Annotated in this window: 15 protein-coding genes and 1 pseudogene; 5 read left to right on the top strand and 11 right to left on the bottom strand. The window is 65.5% G+C overall.

Annotation, left to right across the window (positions count from 1 at the left end; translation table 11 throughout):
* Positions 1–40 precede the first annotated feature (40 nt).
* Positions 41–1,276: an ABC transporter substrate-binding protein gene (locus IC762_RS16850; RefSeq protein WP_195789882.1), complete on the top strand. Its 1,236-nt coding sequence runs from the start codon at positions 41–43 to the stop codon at positions 1,274–1,276.
* An 82-nt stretch (positions 1,277–1,358) separates the two neighbouring features.
* Here IC762_RS16850 and IC762_RS16855 read toward each other — a convergent pair whose 3' ends face one another.
* The 6 genes from IC762_RS16855 to IC762_RS16880 all read right to left on the bottom strand — a co-directional run bounded on the left by IC762_RS16855 (position 1,359) and on the right by IC762_RS16880 (position 7,640).
* The gene (locus IC762_RS16855; protein WP_195789883.1) at positions 1,359–2,672 is read right to left on the bottom strand and encodes an O-antigen ligase family protein; all 1,314 of its coding nucleotides are present in this window, start codon (positions 2,670–2,672) and stop codon (positions 1,359–1,361) included.
* Positions 2,673–2,680: 8 nt separating this feature from the next.
* On the bottom strand, positions 2,681–4,117 hold the full coding sequence (locus tag IC762_RS16860; RefSeq protein WP_195789884.1) for a glycosyltransferase family 4 protein: 1,437 nt from the start codon (positions 4,115–4,117) through the stop codon (positions 2,681–2,683).
* Positions 4,114–4,854: an ABC transporter ATP-binding protein gene (locus IC762_RS16865; RefSeq protein ID WP_195789885.1), complete on the bottom strand. Its 741-nt coding sequence runs from the start codon at positions 4,852–4,854 to the stop codon at positions 4,114–4,116. The genes IC762_RS16860 and IC762_RS16865 overlap by 4 nt, the downstream gene beginning before the upstream one ends.
* A 1-nt stretch (position 4,855) precedes the next feature.
* A complete protein-coding gene (locus IC762_RS16870) occupies positions 4,856–6,796 on the bottom strand; it encodes a glycosyltransferase (protein ID WP_195789886.1) in 1,941 nt (646 codons plus the stop codon).
* A gap of 17 nt (positions 6,797–6,813) precedes the next feature.
* The gene (locus IC762_RS16875) at positions 6,814–7,002 is read right to left on the bottom strand and encodes a hypothetical protein (RefSeq protein WP_195789887.1); all 189 of its coding nucleotides are present in this window, start codon (positions 7,000–7,002) and stop codon (positions 6,814–6,816) included.
* 203 nt (positions 7,003–7,205) lie between these two features.
* Positions 7,206–7,640, bottom strand: coding sequence for a hypothetical protein (locus IC762_RS16880; protein ID WP_195789888.1), 435 nt, complete (start codon positions 7,638–7,640; stop codon positions 7,206–7,208).
* A 183-nt stretch (positions 7,641–7,823) separates the two neighbouring features.
* Between IC762_RS16880 and IC762_RS16885 the strand changes: the two genes are divergently transcribed.
* A complete protein-coding gene (locus IC762_RS16885; RefSeq protein ID WP_195789889.1) occupies positions 7,824–8,699 on the top strand; it encodes a DUF6502 family protein in 876 nt (291 codons plus the stop codon).
* On the top strand, positions 8,696–9,934 hold the full coding sequence (locus tag IC762_RS16890) for a DUF5666 domain-containing protein (protein ID WP_195789890.1): 1,239 nt from the start codon (positions 8,696–8,698) through the stop codon (positions 9,932–9,934). The genes IC762_RS16885 and IC762_RS16890 overlap by 4 nt, the downstream gene beginning before the upstream one ends.
* 65 nt (positions 9,935–9,999) lie before the next feature.
* Here IC762_RS16890 and IC762_RS16895 read toward each other — a convergent pair whose 3' ends face one another.
* Positions 10,000–11,370 (bottom strand): M23 family metallopeptidase, encoded by a 1,371-nt coding sequence (locus tag IC762_RS16895; RefSeq protein WP_195789891.1) that lies wholly within the window; start codon positions 11,368–11,370, stop codon positions 10,000–10,002.
* A gap of 99 nt (positions 11,371–11,469) precedes the next feature.
* Entirely contained in the window at positions 11,470–12,201 is a 732-nt protein-coding gene (locus IC762_RS16900; protein WP_195789892.1) for a peroxiredoxin, read from the bottom strand.
* Between the two features lie 240 nt (positions 12,202–12,441).
* On the opposite strand from IC762_RS16900, the gene IC762_RS16905 reads away from it, so the two are divergent.
* Positions 12,442–16,170, top strand: coding sequence for a YhdP family protein (locus tag IC762_RS16905; protein WP_195789893.1), 3,729 nt, complete (start codon positions 12,442–12,444; stop codon positions 16,168–16,170).
* Positions 16,171–16,211: 41 nt separating this feature from the next.
* Positions 16,212–16,817, top strand: coding sequence for a class I SAM-dependent methyltransferase (locus IC762_RS16910; RefSeq protein WP_195789894.1), 606 nt, complete (start codon positions 16,212–16,214; stop codon positions 16,815–16,817).
* 157 nt (positions 16,818–16,974) lie between these two features.
* Here IC762_RS16910 and IC762_RS35665 read toward each other — a convergent pair.
* The 3 genes and pseudogenes from IC762_RS35665 to IC762_RS16925 form a co-directional block, all read right to left on the bottom strand.
* Positions 16,975–17,250, bottom strand: a pseudogene (locus IC762_RS35665) (DUF1127 domain-containing protein); the annotation flags it as partial.
* Between the two features lie 207 nt (positions 17,251–17,457).
* The gene (locus tag IC762_RS16920; protein ID WP_195789896.1) at positions 17,458–17,652 is read right to left on the bottom strand and encodes a hypothetical protein; all 195 of its coding nucleotides are present in this window, start codon (positions 17,650–17,652) and stop codon (positions 17,458–17,460) included.
* Between the two features lie 65 nt (positions 17,653–17,717).
* Positions 17,718–19,310, bottom strand: a complete 1,593-nt coding sequence (locus tag IC762_RS16925; RefSeq protein ID WP_195789897.1) for an alkaline phosphatase family protein — start codon at positions 19,308–19,310, stop codon at positions 17,718–17,720.
* Between the last annotated feature and the right edge of the window lie 165 nt (positions 19,311–19,475).

The following is a 19,475-nucleotide window of genomic DNA, read 5'->3' on the forward strand; positions in this document are numbered from 1 at the left end:
ACTTAGTCCCAAAATCAGCGACAAAAATCGGGAGGAAACAATGCCGGCTCGTCACGGATATATTGGCGCGGTGGTGGCCTTCGCAAGTGCCGCACTGATCGCGAGCGCGGCCCACGCGCAGAAGAAGTATGATCCCGGCGCAACCGATACCGAGATCAAGATCGGCAACATCATGCCGTACAGCGGACCGGCGTCGTCCTATGGCGTGATCGGCAAGACGGAGGCCGCGTTCTTCCGGATGATCAACGATCAGGGCGGCATCAACGGCCGCAAGATCAACTTCATCTCCTACGACGACGCCTATTCGCCGCCGAAGGCGATCGAGCAGGCGCGCAAGCTGGTCGAGAGCGACGAGGTGCTGCTGATCTTCCAGCCGCTCGGCACGCCGTCGAATTCGGCGATCATGAAATACATGAACGCCAAGAAGGTGCCGCAATTGTTCGTCGCCTCCGGCGGCACCAAGTTCGGTGATCCCAAGAACTTTCCCTGGACGATGGGCTTTCAGCCCAACTACCAGAGCGAGGGGCGAATCTATGCCAAATACATTCTCGACAAGTTTCCGGGCAGCAAGATCGCGGTGTTCTGGCAGAACGACGACGCCGGCAAGGATCAGGTCAAGGGCCTGAAGGATGGCCTCGGCGACAAGGTCAACATGATCATCGCCGAGAAGTCCTACGAGGTCAGCGATCCCTCGATCGATTCCCAGATCGTCGCGCTGCACGATTCCGGCGCCGACATCTTCTTCTCCTGGGCCGCACCGAAGGGCTCGGCGCAGGCGATCCGCAAGGTCGGCGAGCTCGGCTGGAAGCCGAAATTCTTCCTCGCCAACACGGCGACCTCGGTCGCCTCGGTGCTGAAGCCGGCGGGGCTGGAGAATGCCAAAGGCATCATCTCGACTGCCTATCTGAAGGACCCGACCGACCCGACCTGGGACAAGGATCCCGCCGTCAACAATTGGCGCGCCTTCATGGACAAGTACTATCCCGACGGCGACAAGGGCAACGCCAACAATCTCTATGGCTATGTCCAGGCCGAGGCCATGGTACAGGTCTTGAAGCAGTGCGGCGACACGCTGACCCGCGAGAACGTGATGAAGCAAGCCGCCAATCTGAGAAATTTTCACTCCGACCTGATGCTGCCCGGCGTCATGGTCAACACCTCGCCGGACGACTATTTTCCGATCGAGCAGATGCAGCTGATGCGGTTCAACGGCGAAGCGTGGGAGCTGTTCGGCGACGTGATCACGGGCGAGGTGGGGCACGACGCGACGCGGTAACGGGGCAGGCGGTCAGGCGATCCGGACTTAGCCGTCGTCATTCCGGGGGCTTGCGCCAAGGGGCGCGCCCAATGACGGAGGGTTATGTTGCTTCGCTCATCCGGGCTACGCGCCGCTCGGCCAAAATCTTCTCCGGCTTCTGCGCGCGGAGCGCCATGCCGCCGGCGACGCCGATGCCGATCACATACATCCAGCCCTCGTGAAAATCCGACAGATGCGAGTTGAACAGCGAGCTCGTGACGTTCTGCACGACGATGGCGAGCCCGATCCAGCTCACGAGATCGCGGCCGGCGAACAGACGGATGTGGGCATACCACATGGCGTAGAGCAGGAAGATGCCGAGAAGTCCCCACTGGATCGCGACATTGAGCGTCTGGTTGTGCGGGTTGTTGACCACCTCGGCGGCGAGGCCGGTCTGTCCGATCGCATCCTGCGCGAACAGATGCCTGATCGTTCCGGTGCCGTGCCCGACGAGCGGCGCCTCGTGGATGAATTTCACCGACTTCCGCCAATAGGTCAGCCGCTGCGCGGTCGATGCGATGCCGGAGATATCCCGGGCGCGATATTCGACGCCGATATCGGCGATGCGATGGCGCAGATAGGGCGAGGTGGTCCAGACCACGAGGCTCGCCACTGCGACGCCGGCGAACAGCAGCCGCGTGGCGCCGCGACCGAGATGCAGTGCCGCGAACAGGATCAGCAGCACCGGCATATAGACCAGTGCGGTGCGTGCGGAGACGACATAGAGCATGTTGGCCGTGAACAGCAGGATCAGCGCAACGCAACCCGCTGCGACCGGCCAGCGTCGTTGGCGCAACGCCGCCAGCGCAGGCAGCGCCAGCGCGAAGGCGCACAGTGCGAACTCCTGGCTCTGGTCGAGATAGTTCTTCACCGGCACGCCGTCGGACGCGGTGTGGGCGAGCTTGAACTGCGGCCACGCCAGCACGATCCAGGACAGCACCATCAGCAGCGTACAGGAGATCAGGAACGCAGCGAACACCCAGAGCCCGCGCTGCGAGCGCTGGAAGTAGCCGAGCAGGAACGGCAGCAGCAGCAGCTTGCCGATCGGCTTAATGCCCTGCAGCCGTTCGGCCCAGTCTACCTCCGACCAGGTCATGCCGAGCAGCGCGAGGGCGACCAGCGCCAGAGGCAATGCGCAGGCCGGGTTCGCGAGATCGAGCACGAACTGTTCCCAGTCGACGGTCGGGATCACCGCGACCAGCCAAAGCAGCATGAAGACCGCGAGCGCCGTGGTCGACCACGGCAGCGACGCCGCGGCCAGCACGATCAGGACGTCGGTCGTTCGGGCATAGGCGGTCGAGCCGGGCCCGTAACGATCGCGCCACGGCGCTGCGGGCCTGATCGCGATATCGATGGCGCCGGGTTTGGCGATCATGAGCTGCATCACATGCCGTGGGCGGCGAGCCCGTCGAGGACCGGCGCAGCGGCCGAGGCGTGGTGGGCCGCCAGCGCGTTATCGACCGCGATGCGGTGGGCGAGGAGATCGCGTGCCTGGGTCTCGTGGCCGAAGCGCTCGGCGAGTTCGGACCGGCGTTCACGGATCTTGGCCCGCCATTCGCCCTGTCGTGCCAGCACGCGTGTGACCGAGGCGCAGATCGCGTCGATCGAGAACGGATCGAAATAGTCGGCGAGATCGCCGGCGACCTCGCGAAAGACGGCGATGTCGGAGCACAGCACCGGGGTGTTGACCGCGAATGCCTCGATGATCGGGACGCCAAAACCCTCGGCCAGGCTCGGCATGATCAGGCCGTCGGCCTGCGCGATCAGCGCGGTCTTCTCATGCTCGTCGACATAGCCGGAGAATTTGACGTTCTTCGGCAGGTTCCGCGTCTTGCTCATGCCGCCGGCATAGCCGATGACGATCAGATCGGCCTGCGGCAACTTGCGGAACGCGCGGATCACCGCGGCAAGGTTCTTGCGAGGCTCGTTCGACACGATGACGACAAAGCTTGGCCGCGCCCGACGCGCCGTCGGCATCGGCAGAGCCGGCACGGACGGCTCGTCAGCCACGTCGAAGCGGGTGCGCGGATAGACCACGCGCGCCGGAATGTCGACGAATTGCGGGAGAAGGGCGCGAAACCGGTTCAGGCTGTAGTTCGAGACGAAGGCCAGTTCGTCGGCCTGATGCACGCTAGTGAACAGGCGCGACAGGAACAACCGGGTGGCGACGTCATCGAGCTTGAGATCGGTGATCGGCAACAGGTCGTGGATCACGCAGATGACCTTGGCGCCGGGACGGCGCCGGATCGCAACCCGCGTCGGGGTGTCGACGAGGATGATGTCGTAGTCGCTGGCGTCGACCCGCGGCGGCGGCAGCCGGGTCAGCGCCGACGTATCCTGATAGGTGTAGAAGGCCGGCTCGAGCATGAATTCGCCGAACAGCCCGAGGTGACGCAGATCGGTCGGAACGTATTCGAGGCCCGCGGTGCTGTTCTCGATCAGCTCGACGCGGGTCGGCAGCAGATGAAGCGCACGCAGGAACGCGACGATGAATTCCCATGAGGTCGCGGCATTGTACTTGTGCTTGAACCAGTCGACGGTGCGGCGCAGGCCGCCGCGCATCAGCGGCGAATCCATGTTGGTTTCGTCGAGGAAGCGGTAGAGCGCGAGCAGCTCGATCAGCCGCGAATCCTCCGGCAATAGCCGGGTGCGCTGCTGGCGGCGGCGCAGCTTGCGGTAGCGGCGCGTGGTCTCCACCAATAACGTCAGCTGATGGCCGTCGGCCGACAGCGAGCGGATCAGTTCGCGCGTGAAGTGGAAGATGCCGCGCTTGTGGTTGGGCTCGCCGAGCGCCTCGCTGACGACCAGGATCTTCTTCATGCGCTGAGTTCTCTGAGCTCGAGATGGTGCGGGGCGGGCGGGTCCAGCGAGAGCGTGCTTGCGATCCGGCCGCGGTCGAGATTGATGATGCTGGTGCAGGTCCGGCGCAGCAGCGCGTGGTCGTGGGAGGCGATGATCACGATCGCCGCCGTCTCGACCATCTTGCGCAGCCGCTGCTCGGCCTTGGCGGAGAAATTCTCGTCGACCACGCTGAGCCATTCGTCGAGCAGCAGGATGTCGGCGGGAAACGCGGTGGCGGTCGCAAACAGCACGCGCATCAGCATGCCCGAGGAGAACATGCGCAGCGGCAGCTGCCGCATGCGTTCCTCGAGCTCGGTGAAGGCCCAGATCTCGTCGAGGATATCAGGCGTCGGCTTGCGTCCGCTGATCCGCAGCAGCAGGCTGATATTGTCGGCGGCGACGAAATCGAGATTGGCACCGGCACTGAGGCCAAGCAGCGGCACGATATTGCCTGATATCTCGCAGCGGCCGCTGCTCGGCGGGAACACGCCGGCGATCAGCCGCAGCAGGGTCGACTTGCCGGAGCCGTTGGGACCTGCGAGCCCGATGCGCGCGCCGGGCCTGGCGTCGATCGAGATGTTGTCGACGGCGCGGATGGTCCGCATCTCGCTGGTCTCGCGGAACAGGCGGCCGAGCAGGCGGCGCTTCAGCGAGAAGTCGTAGGCGCCGTACAGGGGGTAGTCGAGGCAGACGTCGCGGAGATGAATGCTGGCCATGTCAGATCCAGAACGCGGCCTTGCGCAGCTGCGCGACGGTGACGATCGATGCGACGACCAGCGCGGCGAGGCAGGCGAGCACATAGACCAGGCTGCTCATCGCGACATGGCCGGTCGACAACGGTTCGCGCCAGACCGCGAACAGATGGGTCAGCGGATTGAGCCGCATCACGGTGGAGCCGCGGTCGATCATCTCAGGCGTCCAGATGATCGGCGACGCCAGGAACGCCAGGGTCAGCGAGGATTCGATGATCGGCTTGATGTCGCGGTAGCGCGTCGCCAGCGCGCCGAGCACCAGGCTGAGCGCGAGCGTGCAGACGACGAACAGTGCGAGCCCGGGAATGGCGACGAGCGCACCGGAAAAATCCCGCGGCGTCAGCACCAGCCAGAGCAGCAGCGGGACGACCGCATTGTGGAGCGCGAACAGCGCCTGACGGAAGGTGCATTGCAGGAGGAAGATCAGCGGCGGCAGCGCGCGGTCCTTGATCAGGCTCGCCGAGCCCTGCAGCGCCGTGGTGGCGTCGAGCACGACGCTGTTGAGGAAGGTCCAGGCGGTGAGGCTCGCCGCCAGCATCGGCAGCCGCGCCATCGCGCTCGCATTGGAGAGATGGCCGATCACCGAGCCGAGCACCGCGACCATGATCGCCATCTGCAGCGACATCCAGAACGGTCCAAGCAGCGAGCGGACGTAGCGATGGCGCATGTCCGACCAGGCCAGCGCCGCCGCGATTTGCATCGCGACGGCGAGGCCGGCCGTGTGGGGACGCAGGCCTGGGGCTGGAAAGCCTGCATCCTCCGCGGCAGCATGTTCGGCAACGACCTTGCGGTACACCGTCTCGATTCCTTCCCTGAAGGCTGTGGTTGAGTATTTCGTCATGGCGCGATGGCGCGCGGCCTGGCCCATGCGGCGGCGCCGCTCGGGATCGTTGACCAGGGTCTCGATGGCGGAGGCGAGCGCTTCCGGATCGCCCGGCGGCACCGTGATCGCCTCGAGCCCGTCGCGCGCGACTTGCGGCACGCCGGTGTCGAGCGCGGTATTGATGACCGGGCGGCCGGCAGCCATCGCCTCGAGCTGCACCAGCCCGAAGGTCTCCGCTGACGTCACTGACGGCATCACGAAGACGTCGGCGATCCGCATCAGCTTGACGCGCTCGCTCTCGGCGACCGAGCCGAGCAGGCGGACGCGGTCCTGCAACCCATAATCGCGGATCAGCTGTTCGAGATGCTCGCGCTCGCGGCCTTCGCCGACGATCCAGACCTCGAAATTCCTGCTATGCGCAGCACGCACCAGCACGTCAAAACCCTTGTACGGCACCAGCCGGCCGCAGGCCAGCACGAGGCGGCCGCGGCTGTTGATTTCGGCCGGCTGCGCGGGCAACCGGTCATACTTCGCGACGTCGACGCCGAACGGAACGACGTGGCATTTGTCGGCAAATTCCTGCAGCAGCGGCGTGGTCTCGATCAGCGCCGGATTGGAAACGATGATCGCAGTGGTCCGCCGCAACGTCCGCCGCATCAGGGGCTCGACCAGGAAGCGCAGCGCGGCGTGCGAGACGATGTCGGCGTGCCAGTGCACCACCAGCGGACGATTGCCGCCCAGGCCGAGCGCGAACACGAGGTCGGCGAGCGGGAAGGGCGCATGCAGCGCCAACAGATCGTGCTCGCTGATGCGGCGCCACAGCCGCCACGGATAGCTCGGCGCGGCCGGCAGCGACAGCACGTCGCCGAACGAGTGCACGCGCTCGACCGTGACGTCGTTGACCACGATCCGGCGCGCGCCGCCGGACGGCGAGCACACCAGGATGGCGGCGGCGAACGACTCCTTCAGCCCCGCACAGATGTCGCGGATCACCGACAGCGTGCCGCCGAACAGGTCGGGATAGTAGACCTTGAAGATGTGCAGCACCGACGGACGGCGCGCCGGCTCGCTCTGAACAATCATGGGCGCCGCGCTCCGCATCACGCCGCAAACAGGGCGATGACGAACGGCGTCGCCAGTGCTGCGAAGAACACCACCGAGCGCAGCAGCGCCGGCAGCACCGGTTCGATCGGGCCGCAGGGGCCCTGCGGCGTGAAACGAAGTGGGGTCGCGACGAACCGATCGGATTCGCAACGCGGATCGGATACGCGGGCCGAACGAAGATACATTTGCGTCGGATTCCCTGCTCATGATTTCTGGATACGTGGGAAAATTTCACACGTCAATTGAGTGCGGAATAAAAAGTGGGATTATGTCCCACGTATGGCGGTCGTCGAATTTTTTGCGGAAGAGGGTGGAGGCAATGGCACGGCCGCGCGCCGCCCTGATGGGCGGGCGCGGCGCAGACGCCGGTCGGGCGCAGTGAGGCGTGTCAGGCCGGCTCGGCGGCCTGGCGTTCGGCGGATTGCAGCAGCAATTGCCTGATCGCGCCGATGTCGAACTGGATTCGCTCGGGCAGCAGCACTGCCGGTGCCAGCGGCGCATCCTGCTCGATCACGACGCGCTTGCCGCCGTTCGATGTCAGCGCGATCGAGATCGACCGGGCGCGCGGCTCGGCGGCGAGGCCGGCATGGGCACGGCAGGCATATTCGCCGGCGCGCAGCGCGCCGAAGCCGAATACCAACAGGCGGCCGTAGATGTAGAGCGCGACCAGGTCGGTCTCGGCGAATCGGCGCGGCGAGTCGGGCTCGACGCCCGGCAGACAGGGATAGCTGCCAGCCATCACCGTCGAGACGAAATCCTCGAACGGAACTTGTGCGGTCTTGCAGGCTTCCGCGATTTCGACGTCGAATCGGATGGATGTCATGTGATGTTCCATGGCCGGAGCGCCCCGTCGCGTGCGACCGCGGGAGCCGGGTCCCGCGCGCGCAAGCGCATTCTGTTTCCGGCAGTGACAATGTTTCCTATAAGTGGGAAAATTTCACACGTCAATCCGCGTTGCTGCAAAGGTGGGATTGTATCCCACGCCAGCCTTGGCTAAAATTTGGCCATGAATGCCAAAGTTCCGAAGTCGAAGCCGGCATCGCCCCCGCCGATCGCCGCGGCGAAGCTGCACGCGCCGCTGGCGCGGATGCTGCGCCCGCTGGTGCGGCTTTGCATTCGCGGCGGCATGACCTTTCCGGCGCTGACCGGGTTGTTGCGCGAGCTCTATGTCAACGTCGCCGAGCACGATTTCGCGCTCGAAGGCAAGGAGCAGACCGACAGCCGCGTCAGCCTGCTGACCGGCATTCACCGCAAGGAGGTGGCGCGGCTGCGCGGCGCAGGCGCGCCGGTCACCGAGGTGCCGGCGACGCTGTCGCGCACCAGCGCGATCATCGCGCGCTGGCTCGCCGATCCCGACTTCACCGACGCCAAGGGCGATCCGCTGCCGCTGCCGCGCACATCGGGCGGCGCAGCGCCGTCGTTCGAGGCGCTTGTCGAGACCATCACCAAGGACGTGCGGCCGCGCGCGGTGCTCGACGAATGGCTCGACCGCCAGCTCGTCACCATCAATGACGACGACGAGATCGTGCTGGTCGAGGAAGCCTTCGTGCCGCATGGCGACGACGATCGCAAATGGCACTATCTCGGCCGCAATCTGCACGACCACGTCGCCGCCGCCGAGCAGAACGTGTCGTCGGCGGCGCCGCGCTTCCTCGAACGTGCCGTGCATTATGACGGGCTATCGGCAAAGCTCGCCAAGCGGCTCGAAGGCCGCTCGCGCGAGCTTGCGATGGAGGCGTTGAAGGTCGCCAACCGCGAGGCCAACCGGGCGCTCGCCAAGGACAAGGGCGGCGACTACCGCTGGAATTTCGGCATCTACATCTACCGCGAGGGCCCCGACGGCCCCGCCGATGACGACACCGACGAGGGCGGCGCGTCATGAAGCGTGCTCCGGTGATCTCGCGTCGCGCGCTGCTCGTCGGATTCTGGCTCGCCGGGACCTCGCTCGCCGGCGCGCAGGTCAGGAAGCGCGGCACCGACCAGGGGATCGGCGGCACCGGGATCACCGGATCGGATCAGGGCATCGGCGGCACCGGCATCGTCGGCGTGATCCAGCGCTTCGGCTCGATCTTCGTCAATGGCGAGCGTATCGCCTATGGGACGGATGTGCCGGTGCGAATCGATGGCGAGGCGGCGAATACGAGGGCGTTGCGGATCGGGCAGGTCGCACGCGTCGTTGCGCAGCGTGGCGCCGACGGTACGCTGTCGACGAAGCGGATCGATGTCGCGAGCGAGGTGACGGGGCCGATCGAGCAGGCCAGATCCGGCGAGCTTACGGTGCTCGGCCAGAAAGTGGCATGGACCGGCAGCGAGAGCTGGCTGAAGCCCGGAGCTTCGGTTGCAGTGTTCGGGCTACGCCGCACCGACGGGGTGATCGTCGCGAGCCTGGTGCAGCAGCGTCACGACGCTGCGATGCGGGTCACCGGACCGCTCGACCGCGACAGCTCAGGAACGTTGCGGATCGGCCGGCTCAGGCTCACCGGCGTTGACGCTGCGCTCGCCGGGCAACGGGTGCAGGCCGAAGGCCACGCGATGGGCGGTGTGATGCAGGTCGCGCGTAGCCGTGCCGACGATTTCTCCGACCTCACCGGCGCCAAACGGCTGCTGATCGAAGCCTATGTCCGGAAGGACGGCAACGATCTCAGGCTCGGCTCCGGTCTCGTCGCGCGCGACAATTCACGCTACGCGCCGGCGGCCGACAGCCGCGTGGTGCTCAACGCCACGCGCGAAGGCGGCCTCGGGTTGCGGGTCGAATCGGTGCAATCGGTCGGCCGCTTCCCGGGCTCGTCGGTGCGTAGCCCCGGCAGTGGTGGCGGAGGCGGCAGCTCGGGACATCGGCCCGGCGGAGGGGCCGGACCCGGCGGCCGTGGTGGGCCCGGTGGCAGCGGTCCCGCCAACGCGCCGATGAGTCATGGACCCGGTTCTGGACCCGGTTCTGGACCTGGATCTGGGCCCGGACCTGACTCCGGCGGCGGCCCGTCGGGCCCCGGCGGCCTCGGCCCTCCCGGCGGTGGCGGGCCGTTTGGTCCCGGCGGCGGCGGTGGTCCGTTCGGACCCGGCGGTGGCTTCGGCGGTCCCGGGGGCGGCGGCTTTGGTGGTGGCGGCGGCCGTCGCTAGCGACGCGCAAACGTTCGGCGCAGGCGGAAGCTTGCGCCGATGGTTTGGAGTCGTCGTTGTGAGAGCTAGCCCGCCGTGAGGCGGACGCCAGCGCGCAAGAATTTCTGCGGATCGACCGCCTCGCCGTCGATGCGGGTTTCGTAGTGCAGATGCGGGCCGGTGGAGCGGCCGGTCGAGCCGACCGCACCGATCACCTGGCCGATCTTCACGGTTTCGCCGACCTTGACGCCGATTTCCGACAGATGGCCGTAGCGGGTGGAGAGGCCGTTGCCATGGTCGACCTCGATCATGCGGCCGTAACCGCCGGCCCAGCCGGCCGACACCACCTTGCCGTTGGCGGTGACGCGCACCGGATCGCCCATCGAGGCGCGGAAGTCGAGGCCGGTATGCATCGCGGGGCGGCCGAGGAACGGATCGCTGCGGATGCCGAAGCCGCTGGTGAATTCGACCTCGCCGATCACGGGCTTGCGGTAGGGCACCAGCGCCAGCGTCTGGTTCAGCCGCTGCATCTGCGCGCGGCTGATATTGATACGGTAGAGCTGGCGCTCGAACGGACCGGCATCGGCCGGCAGCTTGACCGGAACGAACGGGCCGCCCATGCCGGCGCGCGGGGTTGCCGCCTCGAGCTGGGCCATGTTGAGGCCGAGATCCGAGATCACGCCGCGCATCCGGCGTAATCGCGAATCGATGCTCTCCTCGGCGGAGGACAGCGCGGCGATCTGACGCCGCTCGACGCCATCGAGCGAGGTCTGCAGGTGGACCAGGACGTTGTCGACACCCTGCGCCTTGGCGAACTGGCTCGGCTGCGCCTTGGCGGCCACCGGCGCGCGCGATTCCAGCCGCGCCTCGCGGTCAGGGGGGGCCACGAAGATCACGGTGTCGCTGATCGGGGAGGGCTTAGGCGTGCCGGAGGACGGCGCGGTCTCGGCGCGGCCCTGCGGCTTGATCGAGCCGGTGACGGCGGCATCGGGCATCGCGCCGAGCGCGGTGGCGCGGGATTCCAGCGCCGACTGGCGCTTCATGATCTGGTCGAGCTTCTGGTCGAACTGCTCCTGGTCGAGCAGCTGCCGGCTGGTGGTGCGATCGACCTTGGAGCGCAGATCGGCGATGCGGTCCTCATAGGCGTATTGCATCTCGGCCTGGCGGGCGATCAACCGGGTCAGGACGTCGTCGCGGAACGCGAAATAGGTCGCGGTCGCGGCAGACCACATGCCGAGCATGACCACGGTGCCGACCGCGATCCAGAACACGACCGGCCCGAACCGGACCTGCTTGCCAGCATGCATGATGGTGTAGCCGGCGCCTGAAGCTGCCACCGCGGCAGTTGCCGAAGGTGCTGCGGTATGAGCGGCCGGACGCCGCGACGAGGTCCGGCCATGGTCCTGGGGATGATGGTGCGACTGGTATTCCTGGTGGTGACCGGACCGGCTTGACATCGGTACTCCCGCGGCCGGTCGGACCAAGCTCCGTACGGCTTAATTGCGGGCCGATTTGAGCCGGCCATGGTTAATTTTCAGGAAACGGAACTGGTCCGATTAGAGCGACCGGGCGGCCTCCAATACCTTTTCGGCGTGACCGTCGACCTTCACGTGCCGCCAGATCCGGGCCACCTTGCCGGCGGAGTTGAGCAGAACCGTCGTGCGAATAATCCCCATGAAGGTCCTGCCATACAATGATTTTTCGCCCCAGGCGCCATATGCTTGCAGGATCTGATGCTGCTCGTCCGAGATCAGCGGAACCGTAAGCTGATGCTTGTCCCGGAAGGAGTCCTGGGCCTTAACCGTATCGGCGGAAATGCCCAATACCTCGGTACCGGCGGCGGCGAACTCGCCTTTCAGCCGGGTGAAGTCGATCGCCTCCTTGGTGCAGCCGGGAGTGTTGGCGCGGGGATAGAAGAACAGTACCAGCTTCTTACCCGCGAAATCCCTGAGCGAGATGCTGCCGCCGCCATCGCGCGGCAGGTTGAATGCCGGCGCGCCGGCGCCCTCGCTGAGAGCCGAGGATGCGGCGGCGGAAGATTTGGCGGCGGTGGCCGGCTTCGGCTTTAACGGTTTCGATGCGGCCTTGTGCGAGGCTTTGCTCGAAGCAGCCGCGGCGGACTTCGTCTTGCTTGCTGTTTTGGCCTTTGTTTCGGTCCTGGTTTTTGCAGCCGCCGTGCGTGTTTTCGCCGCGGATTTCCTCGCGCTGGCGCTAGCGCCGCGCGCAACCTTTGTTGCGACCCGCTTTCCGGTTGTGTTGGAGGATTTCTTGCGCGTTTTCTTGGACATACGCCTTCCTTTCGTCGCTTTCGGAAGTTCAATCATTGGGCTATTGCGGCTCTCGCTTGCGGCGCACGGATTCGCATCCTGCGCTGGGCAAGTTTGATGGCCACGGGGTATGGTGACAAGGAATTCGACGCGTTACCCGTCCGCTCGTTGAATTGGCGTTTGATTGGCTGCTTTCGTCCTGTTTTTGCGTCCATCTTGGGTCCATCAGCGAGTAACATTAATAGTCGAGGATTGGCAGCGATGCCGGCACTGGAGCGCTCGAAACCGTTTGACGGGCGCCCCGATGGCGGCGATCAACTTCACCGCCAGCACCGAGAGGCAATGGCAAGGAACACGTCGCCGCAGGGGCCACATCCACGCGCCCAGGCCGATCTCTCGCAATGGGAAGATCAGCCCGCGTGGGACGAGCAGGATGAGGCGGCGGGTCACCGCGCGCGGCAATTGCTGTCGCGTTCCAACAACAATCTGCATCGCTTCGCCGATTTCTGCTCGGGGATGCAGCGCTGGCTGAACGGCGAACGCTGGATCCGGCGCATCGCGCTCGTGCTTGCCGTGCTCGTCGTGATCTTCGCGGCCTGCTTCGGCGCATTGTGGTGGCGGCTCGGCGCGGGTCCGATCAATCTCGACATGGCAACGCCGTGGCTTGCCGCCGCGATCGAGGAGAATATCGGCCACGGCAATACGGTGGAGGTCGGCGGCACGCAGATCGAGCGTGCCGGGCGCATCAGGATCGCAGTGCGCATCCGCGACATCGTGGTCCGCGACCGCGACCACGCAATCGTCGCCAGCGCACCGAAGGCCGAGGTGCGGCTGTCCGGAACGGCGCTGCTGATGGGGCAATTGCGGGCGGAAAGCCTCAACCTCGTCGATGCCGTGCTGTCGGTGCGCATCACGCCCGACGGCAATGTGATGGTGTCGGCTGGCGATACCGCAAAGCCGCTCGCGACCGGCGTCGCCTCGAAGAAGGATGCGGGCCTGGCACCCACATTCCCGCGCCCGGTGCCCGCATCGCCAGGGTCCGGCTCCGCTGGATCCGGCGCCCCACCAGCTGTGCCGCCGGCCGCGTCCGACCCGTCGACGGCCGTGCAGATGCCCGAATCGGCGCAGAGTGGCCTGCTCGCCGGTCTCGACTGGCTCGACAGCCTCAGCATGACCGGCCTCGACGGCCAGAACCTCAACGAGATCGGCCTGAAGAACGGCAATCTCGTCGTCGACGACCAGCAGCGCGGCAACAAATGGAGCTTTGAGAACATCAGCTTGAGCCTGCGGCGCCCGAGCGGCGGCGGCGTGGCACTGAGTTTTGGCGAGGACGGCGCCAAGCCGTGGGCGGTGCGCATGCTGGTCGGTCCGCAGCAGAATGGCGTGCGCTCGGTCGACATCAAGGCCGACAAGGTCTCGACCCGCAACATCCTGCTGGCGATGCGGACCAAGGATCTGACCTATACCGCCGACCTGCCGCTGTCGGGCGAGCTGAAGGGCCAGCTGGGTCGCGACGGCCTGCCGACCTATTTCAGTGGCAAGGTCACCGTCGGTGCCGGCACCATCGTCGACACCGATACGCCCGACTATCCGATGGCGATCGATTCGGCCGAGATGGGCGTCGAATGGGACGCAGGACGGCGGGTGCTGCTGGCGCCGATCAAGATCGTCTCCGGCGCCAACCGGATCACGCTGCTCGGGCACCTCGAGCCACCGAACGACAACGTTACCGACTGGCAGGCCGGGCTCTCCGGCGGCACCATCGTGCTGGCCGGCATCGACAAGACCGAACCGCCGCTGATCTTCAACCGCATCAATATCGGCTTCCGCTTCGATACCGAGCGGAAGCGGGTGCTGCTGACCCAGGCCGACATCTCCAATGGCGAGATCGGTGTCGCCGGCACCGGCAGCATCGACTATTCCGGCGAGCCGCGGCTGCAGCTCGGCTTCGCCGGCACGCCGATGTCCGCCTCCGCTTTGAAGCGGGTGTGGCCGGCCATCATCGTGCCCGAGGTACGCGAATGGGTGATCGAGCGGATCGATCGCGGCATGCTCCAGCGCATCGATGTCGGCGTCAACTCGCCGGTGCACAATCTGTCGCGCAAGGGGCCGCCGATTCCGGACGACGGTCTGTCGGTCAACATCGTCGCCTCCGGCGTTACGGTGCGCCCGGTCGACCAGATGCCCGCGGTCCATGACGCCGACCTGAAGGCCCGGGTGACCGGCCGCACCGCGACCGTGACCATCGGGCAGGGCGTCGCGGACACGCCGGCCGGCCGCAAGATCAATTTCTCGGACTTCACCTTCGAGGTCCCGGACATGGCGCCGAAACCGTCGCCGGCGAAGGTCAAGTTCCGGGTCGATTGTCCGGTGCCGGCCGCCGCCGAAATCCTCGCCTCCGACCGGCTCAGCGATCTGTCCGGTCCGCCGATCGATCCCAATGCCTCGAAGGGCAACGTCACGGCGACGATCAATCTCGGCATGCCCGTGAAGGGCGAATTGACCAAGGCCGACACGATGTATTCGGTCACCGCCGACGTCTCCGGCGTCGCGGTCGACAAGCTCGTGATGAACCAGAAGCTCGAGGCCAACACGCTGAAGGTGATCGCCAGCAATGCCGGCTTCCAGGTCAAGGGCGACGTCAAGATCAACGGCCAGCCGGCCTCGCTCGACTATCGCAAGCCGGCTGACGGCGATGCCGACGTCAAGCTGCAGGCGACGCTGGATGACGCGGGCCGGGCCCGGCTCGGGCTCGATCTCGGACCCGCGGTCTCGGGCCCGATCCCGCTCAAGCTCAGCGGCAAGATCGGCAGCGGCGACAATCCCACCACCAAGATGGGCATCGAGGCAGACCTCACTCAGCTCAAGCTCGACAACATCCTGCCGGGCTGGGTGAAGACACAAGGCAAGGCGAGCAAGGCGACCTTCAACGTGGTGCCGAAGGGGCAGTCGACGCGGTTCGAGGACATCGTGGTCGACGGCGGCGGCGTTTCGATCAAGGGCTCGCTCGAGGTCGACCAGAACGGCGACCTCCTCAACGCGAACTTCCCGACCTACGCGCCCTCGGAAGGCGACAAGACCTCGCTCAGGGCCGATCGCGGTCCTGACGGCGTGATGAAAGTGACGATGCGCGGCGACGTGTTCGATGGCCGCGGCTTCCTGAAGTCGGCGATCTCGGGCCGTGATGCCGATCCCAAGAGCAAGAGCAAGACGATCGATTTCGACGCCGACCTGAAGCTCGGCGCGGTCGCGGGCTTCAACGGCGAGGCAGTGCGCGGCGTCGACGCCAAGATCTCGCGCCGCAACGGTGTCTTCAAGACATTCACGCTGAACGGCAAAGTCGGGCGCGACACGCCCGTCACGGCGGATTTGCGACGTCAGCAGGGACGTGAGGGGATCTATCTGCAAACCTCCGACGCCGGTGCGTTCCTGCGCTTCACCGACACCTATTCAAAGGTGATCGGCGGCCAGCTAACGCTCGCGATGGAGCCGCCGACGCCCGACCAGAGCCCCAAGGAAGGCTTCATCAACATCAGCGATTTCTCGGTGAAGGGCGAGACCCAGCTCGACCGCGCTGTCGCCGGCGGTCCGATCAACACGCAGAACGGCATCGCGTTCTCGGCGCTGGGCGCCCAATTCATCCGCCAGAGCGGCCAGCTCACGGTCCGCAAGGGCGTCGTCAAGGGACCCAGCATCGGCGCCACCATCGAAGGCAACATCGATTACGTCGGCAACTCCGTGCGGATGAGCGGCACCTTCATTCCGATGTACGGGCTCAACAACGTGTTCGGCCAGATCCCGTTCTTCGGCATCTTCCTTGGTGCCGGCAGCGACGAAGGCCTGATCGGTGTCACCTATGAGATCGTCGGCACGCCGAACGCGCCGGTGCTGCGCGTCAATCCGATCTCGGCGCTGGCGCCCGGGCTGAGCCGCAAGATTTTTGACTTCAAGCCGTACAACGCGACCGAGCTGCCGCCGACCAACAATTAGGCGGCGATGATCCACCATGTCGGCGATGGCTGGGGTGAGGCATGCCGGACGAAGCCAACCAGATCGTCGATCATTACGAGCGTCACGCGCTTGCGTGGGACGCCGATCGACGTTCGGCCGGGTGGAACGACAAATCCTGGCACGACCGTTTCATCGCCGCTTTGCCGCATGCGGCGCAGGTGTTGGATCTCGGTTGCGGCGCAGGCGCTCCAGTCGCGCAATACATGGCCGAATGCGGGCTCCGCGTCGCGGGCGTGGATTCGTCGCCGACTTTCATTTCGCTGTGCCGACAAAGGCTGCCCGGCCACGATTTCCTGGTCGGCGACATGCGGTCACTCAATCTCTCCCGCCAATTCAACGGCGTGCTCGCCTGGGACAGCTTTTTCCATCTTGCGCCGGATGACCAGCGGGCGATGTTCGAGGTGTTCGCGCGGCATGCAGGCCCATCGGCCGTGCTGATGTTCAACAGCGGGCCGAGCGCCGGCGAGATCGTCGGCCAGTATCGCGGTGATCCGCTCTATCATGCGAGCCTCGGCGCGGCCGAATACACCGCGTTGCTCGACGGCATCGGGTTCGACGTCATCGCGCATGTGGTCGAGGACCGGACGGGCGGCGGCCGCACCGTCTGGCTCGCGCGCAGGCGATAGCTCGAGTCAGCCGCAGACTTGCCGTCAGTCACATCACGCCACGAGACAGCCATAGATATGCCGTGCCATCCCTGAGCCGTTCAAGCGCGCGGTCAGCGGCGACGTAGTCGATGTCACTGGGCGTCAGGCCGATATCCATCAGCTGTCTCTCGCTGAGTTCGTGCAAACTTATTCGCAACCTCTCGCGTTGGCGCCGTCTTCGAAACGCACGCCAATATCCCCGGAGCACACTCCACACGCTCCGCTTCGAAGCGACGGGGGGTCCAGCCGCTTCCCTTACCGAGAAGGCGTCCCTCAGGGCTGCGATGGAGACATTGGGGCACGCCTCGGCCAAAGCTTCGTCCGTGGCATCTCTCAGCAAATCGAGAGCGCGGCGAAGCCCTGCGGCATCACGCATGGTCTCGGATGCGACGTTCATCTGTCGGGGTGGCATCGGATGCTCCTGCTGTTGCGTCGGCAGGGAGCATGGCCAAACAAAAGGCCCCGTCCGATGCCGGCGGGGCCTGGTGAAAGATCACGTCGTCGAATTCCTAGCGCACGACTCCTTCCACGGCCCAGCGAGAGCGGGTCATGTTTTTACGGTTCGCGGTGCGCACGACGTTAATCATGGCGTCGTAGGTACCACAGGGGTCGCGCAAAATCAAGACGGGCCGCGCGAGCCGATCATGCCGCCGAAGCTGACGATAAAGCCGGTGAGCAGCCAATAGTTCGGATACCAATGCAGCAGCCGCGGCAGGATGACGCCGACGATCGAAATGCCGTAGCTGAACAGCGCCGACGGCCGGCGGCCGATGATGCCGTCGAGCGTCGAGACGCCGGGCATACAATGGCGCAAGACATCGGCGCCCGAATGGATCGGGCGCCGTCGATTTGAGGTCCTCTGTTCGCAGTGGTCCGACCTCAGCGGTCGAAACCGGGCAGGGCAGTGGTGTGCTCCGCGCGGGCGCCCTTCAGCTTGTCGGCGTCGAGGCCGAGCGCGTGCAGGATCGTCGGCGCGACCTGCTTGTTCTCGACCTTCTGATCAACGGCGCCCCCTTCGAAGGCCGGGTTGGCCATGATCAGGAGGACGTGGGTGTCGTCGTCGGTGAAGCCGCCATGCTCGGAGACCTTCGCTGAGCTGCCGCTATAGATCGTGCCGTGGAGCGGCTGGACGATGATGTCGGGCGTGCGGCCCTGGGCCGGGTCGCCGAATTTGTCCCTCAACTCGTCGCCGGCATAGATCTTCTCGATCCGGGCCTGGTTCAGCAGAACCTTGTCGTTCTCGAGGATGCCGACGGCTTTCCTGGCCTGGGTCTGATCGGCCAGCCAGATCAGCGAGACATCGTCGGCCGTTTCCTGCGCCACCTTGACGCCGCCGGCGGTCAGCAGGTCGACCGGGTCGACGACGTCGGCATGGCCCGGTAGCAGCCTTGGATTGCTGCTGCCCTTCAGCATATGAAGCTGGTTCACGTCGATCGGCGACTGGCCGTGCTTCGCGCCGACGACGATCAAGGTCTTCTTGATGAGATGCTGGTTGTCCAGCTGGTCGATCATCTGGTCAAGCGAACTGTCGACGAAGTCGAGCGACAATTCGAGTTGCGCGCTCGGTGTGCCCTTCGCATCGGTGTAGCCGTCGGCCGTGACCTTTTGCCCGACGCTGACGGCCTGGAAGTTCATGCCGAAGATCGCCGGCACGCCAACCCTCGTCGTCCCCGTGTGGTCAAGACCCTTGATCCAGTTCAGCACCGCGGTGACTTTCAGATTGTCATAATAGCGCGTGTAGACCGGATTCACTGTCCAGTCGTCGCTCGGCTGAGGGGTCGGGATCAACTGGGGTGCGGTGGCAAGCACGCTCGTGGAATTGATCTCGGGCGCATAGAGTTCGTCGAGACCCTTGCCGGAGGGGCCGCTGATGATCTCATAGGCCGGGTGCTTGTCCGACCAGGCGGTGCGCTTGCCGGCCTCGTGGATGACTTCCATGATCGTCGTGGTGTCGTTCTTCAGGTATGCGTGCGGATAAACCGGCTCGCAAGCGGTGCCGACCTTGCGCAGCGGCAAGTTCGCCGGATTGATGTGGTCGGAATTCGCCGGGCCGCCGCCATCGAGCTTGGTCAGGTCGTAATCGAGCGCCTCGAAATATGTGGCTTCGGTGCCCGGCTTGCCCTGGCAGTTGCTTCCGGGCGGATACAGCGTCCGATCATAGGTGTCGTCGTAGAAGACGCCGTGCGTCTTCGGCGACGCGCCGGTCATGAACGCAAGCAGCCCCGGAAAGGAATCCGAGGGGTGGGAGGTGTGCGCATTGGTGTAGTGCACACCGTGCTTCAGCAGCCTTGCGAAGGTCGATGTCGGGTGACCTTTGATGTAATTCTGCAGGTCGATCTCGTGCATGCCGTCGACGCTGATCAGAAGCACATGCTCGATGGCGCGATGGTCGTCATCGTCGGCACGCGCGCCCGAGCTGAGTGCGCTCGAGCCGAGCAACACTGCGATCGCGAGCTTTCCAATTCTTTTCATTGCTGACACCTCCCTTGAGAAACAGGGGTTCTTCAATACCGCCGTGAGCAAGACGGCGATGTGAAGCCGGAATGATCGTGTCGTGACCATCCCGAGTTCCCCGGACGTCGGCGGCGGAAGGCACGCGTTGCTTCCCCTTTTCGGCTTCGCTTCTTGCGCTGACCG

This window comes from Bradyrhizobium genosp. L, from assembly GCF_015624485.1.
In the GTDB taxonomy this organism is placed as follows: domain Bacteria; phylum Pseudomonadota; class Alphaproteobacteria; order Rhizobiales; family Xanthobacteraceae; genus Bradyrhizobium.

Coding starts and splice junctions, on each gene's coding strand:
- IC762_RS16925 (WP_195789897.1), bottom strand. CDS start 19,310: ATGAAAAGAATTGGAAAGCTCGCGATCGCAGTGTTGCTCGGCTCGAGC.
- IC762_RS16880 (WP_195789888.1), bottom strand. CDS start 7,640: ATGACATCCATCCGATTCGACGTCGAAATCGCGGAAGCCTGCAAGACC.
- IC762_RS16895 (WP_195789891.1), bottom strand. CDS start 11,370: ATGTCAAGCCGGTCCGGTCACCACCAGGAATACCAGTCGCACCATCAT.
- IC762_RS16855 (WP_195789883.1), bottom strand. CDS start 2,672: ATGATCGCCAAACCCGGCGCCATCGATATCGCGATCAGGCCCGCAGCG.
- IC762_RS16875 (WP_195789887.1), bottom strand. CDS start 7,002: ATGTATCTTCGTTCGGCCCGCGTATCCGATCCGCGTTGCGAATCCGAT.
- IC762_RS16885 (WP_195789889.1), top strand. CDS start 7,824: ATGAATGCCAAAGTTCCGAAGTCGAAGCCGGCATCGCCCCCGCCGATC.
- IC762_RS16910 (WP_195789894.1), top strand. CDS start 16,212: ATGCCGGACGAAGCCAACCAGATCGTCGATCATTACGAGCGTCACGCG.
- IC762_RS16850 (WP_195789882.1), top strand. CDS start 41: ATGCCGGCTCGTCACGGATATATTGGCGCGGTGGTGGCCTTCGCAAGT.
- IC762_RS16865 (WP_195789885.1), bottom strand. CDS start 4,854: ATGGCCAGCATTCATCTCCGCGACGTCTGCCTCGACTACCCCCTGTAC.
- IC762_RS16905 (WP_195789893.1), top strand. CDS start 12,442: ATGCCGGCACTGGAGCGCTCGAAACCGTTTGACGGGCGCCCCGATGGC.
- IC762_RS16860 (WP_195789884.1), bottom strand. CDS start 4,117: ATGAAGAAGATCCTGGTCGTCAGCGAGGCGCTCGGCGAGCCCAACCAC.
- IC762_RS16870 (WP_195789886.1), bottom strand. CDS start 6,796: ATGATTGTTCAGAGCGAGCCGGCGCGCCGTCCGTCGGTGCTGCACATC.
- IC762_RS16900 (WP_195789892.1), bottom strand. CDS start 12,201: ATGTCCAAGAAAACGCGCAAGAAATCCTCCAACACAACCGGAAAGCGG.
- IC762_RS16890 (WP_195789890.1), top strand. CDS start 8,696: ATGAAGCGTGCTCCGGTGATCTCGCGTCGCGCGCTGCTCGTCGGATTC.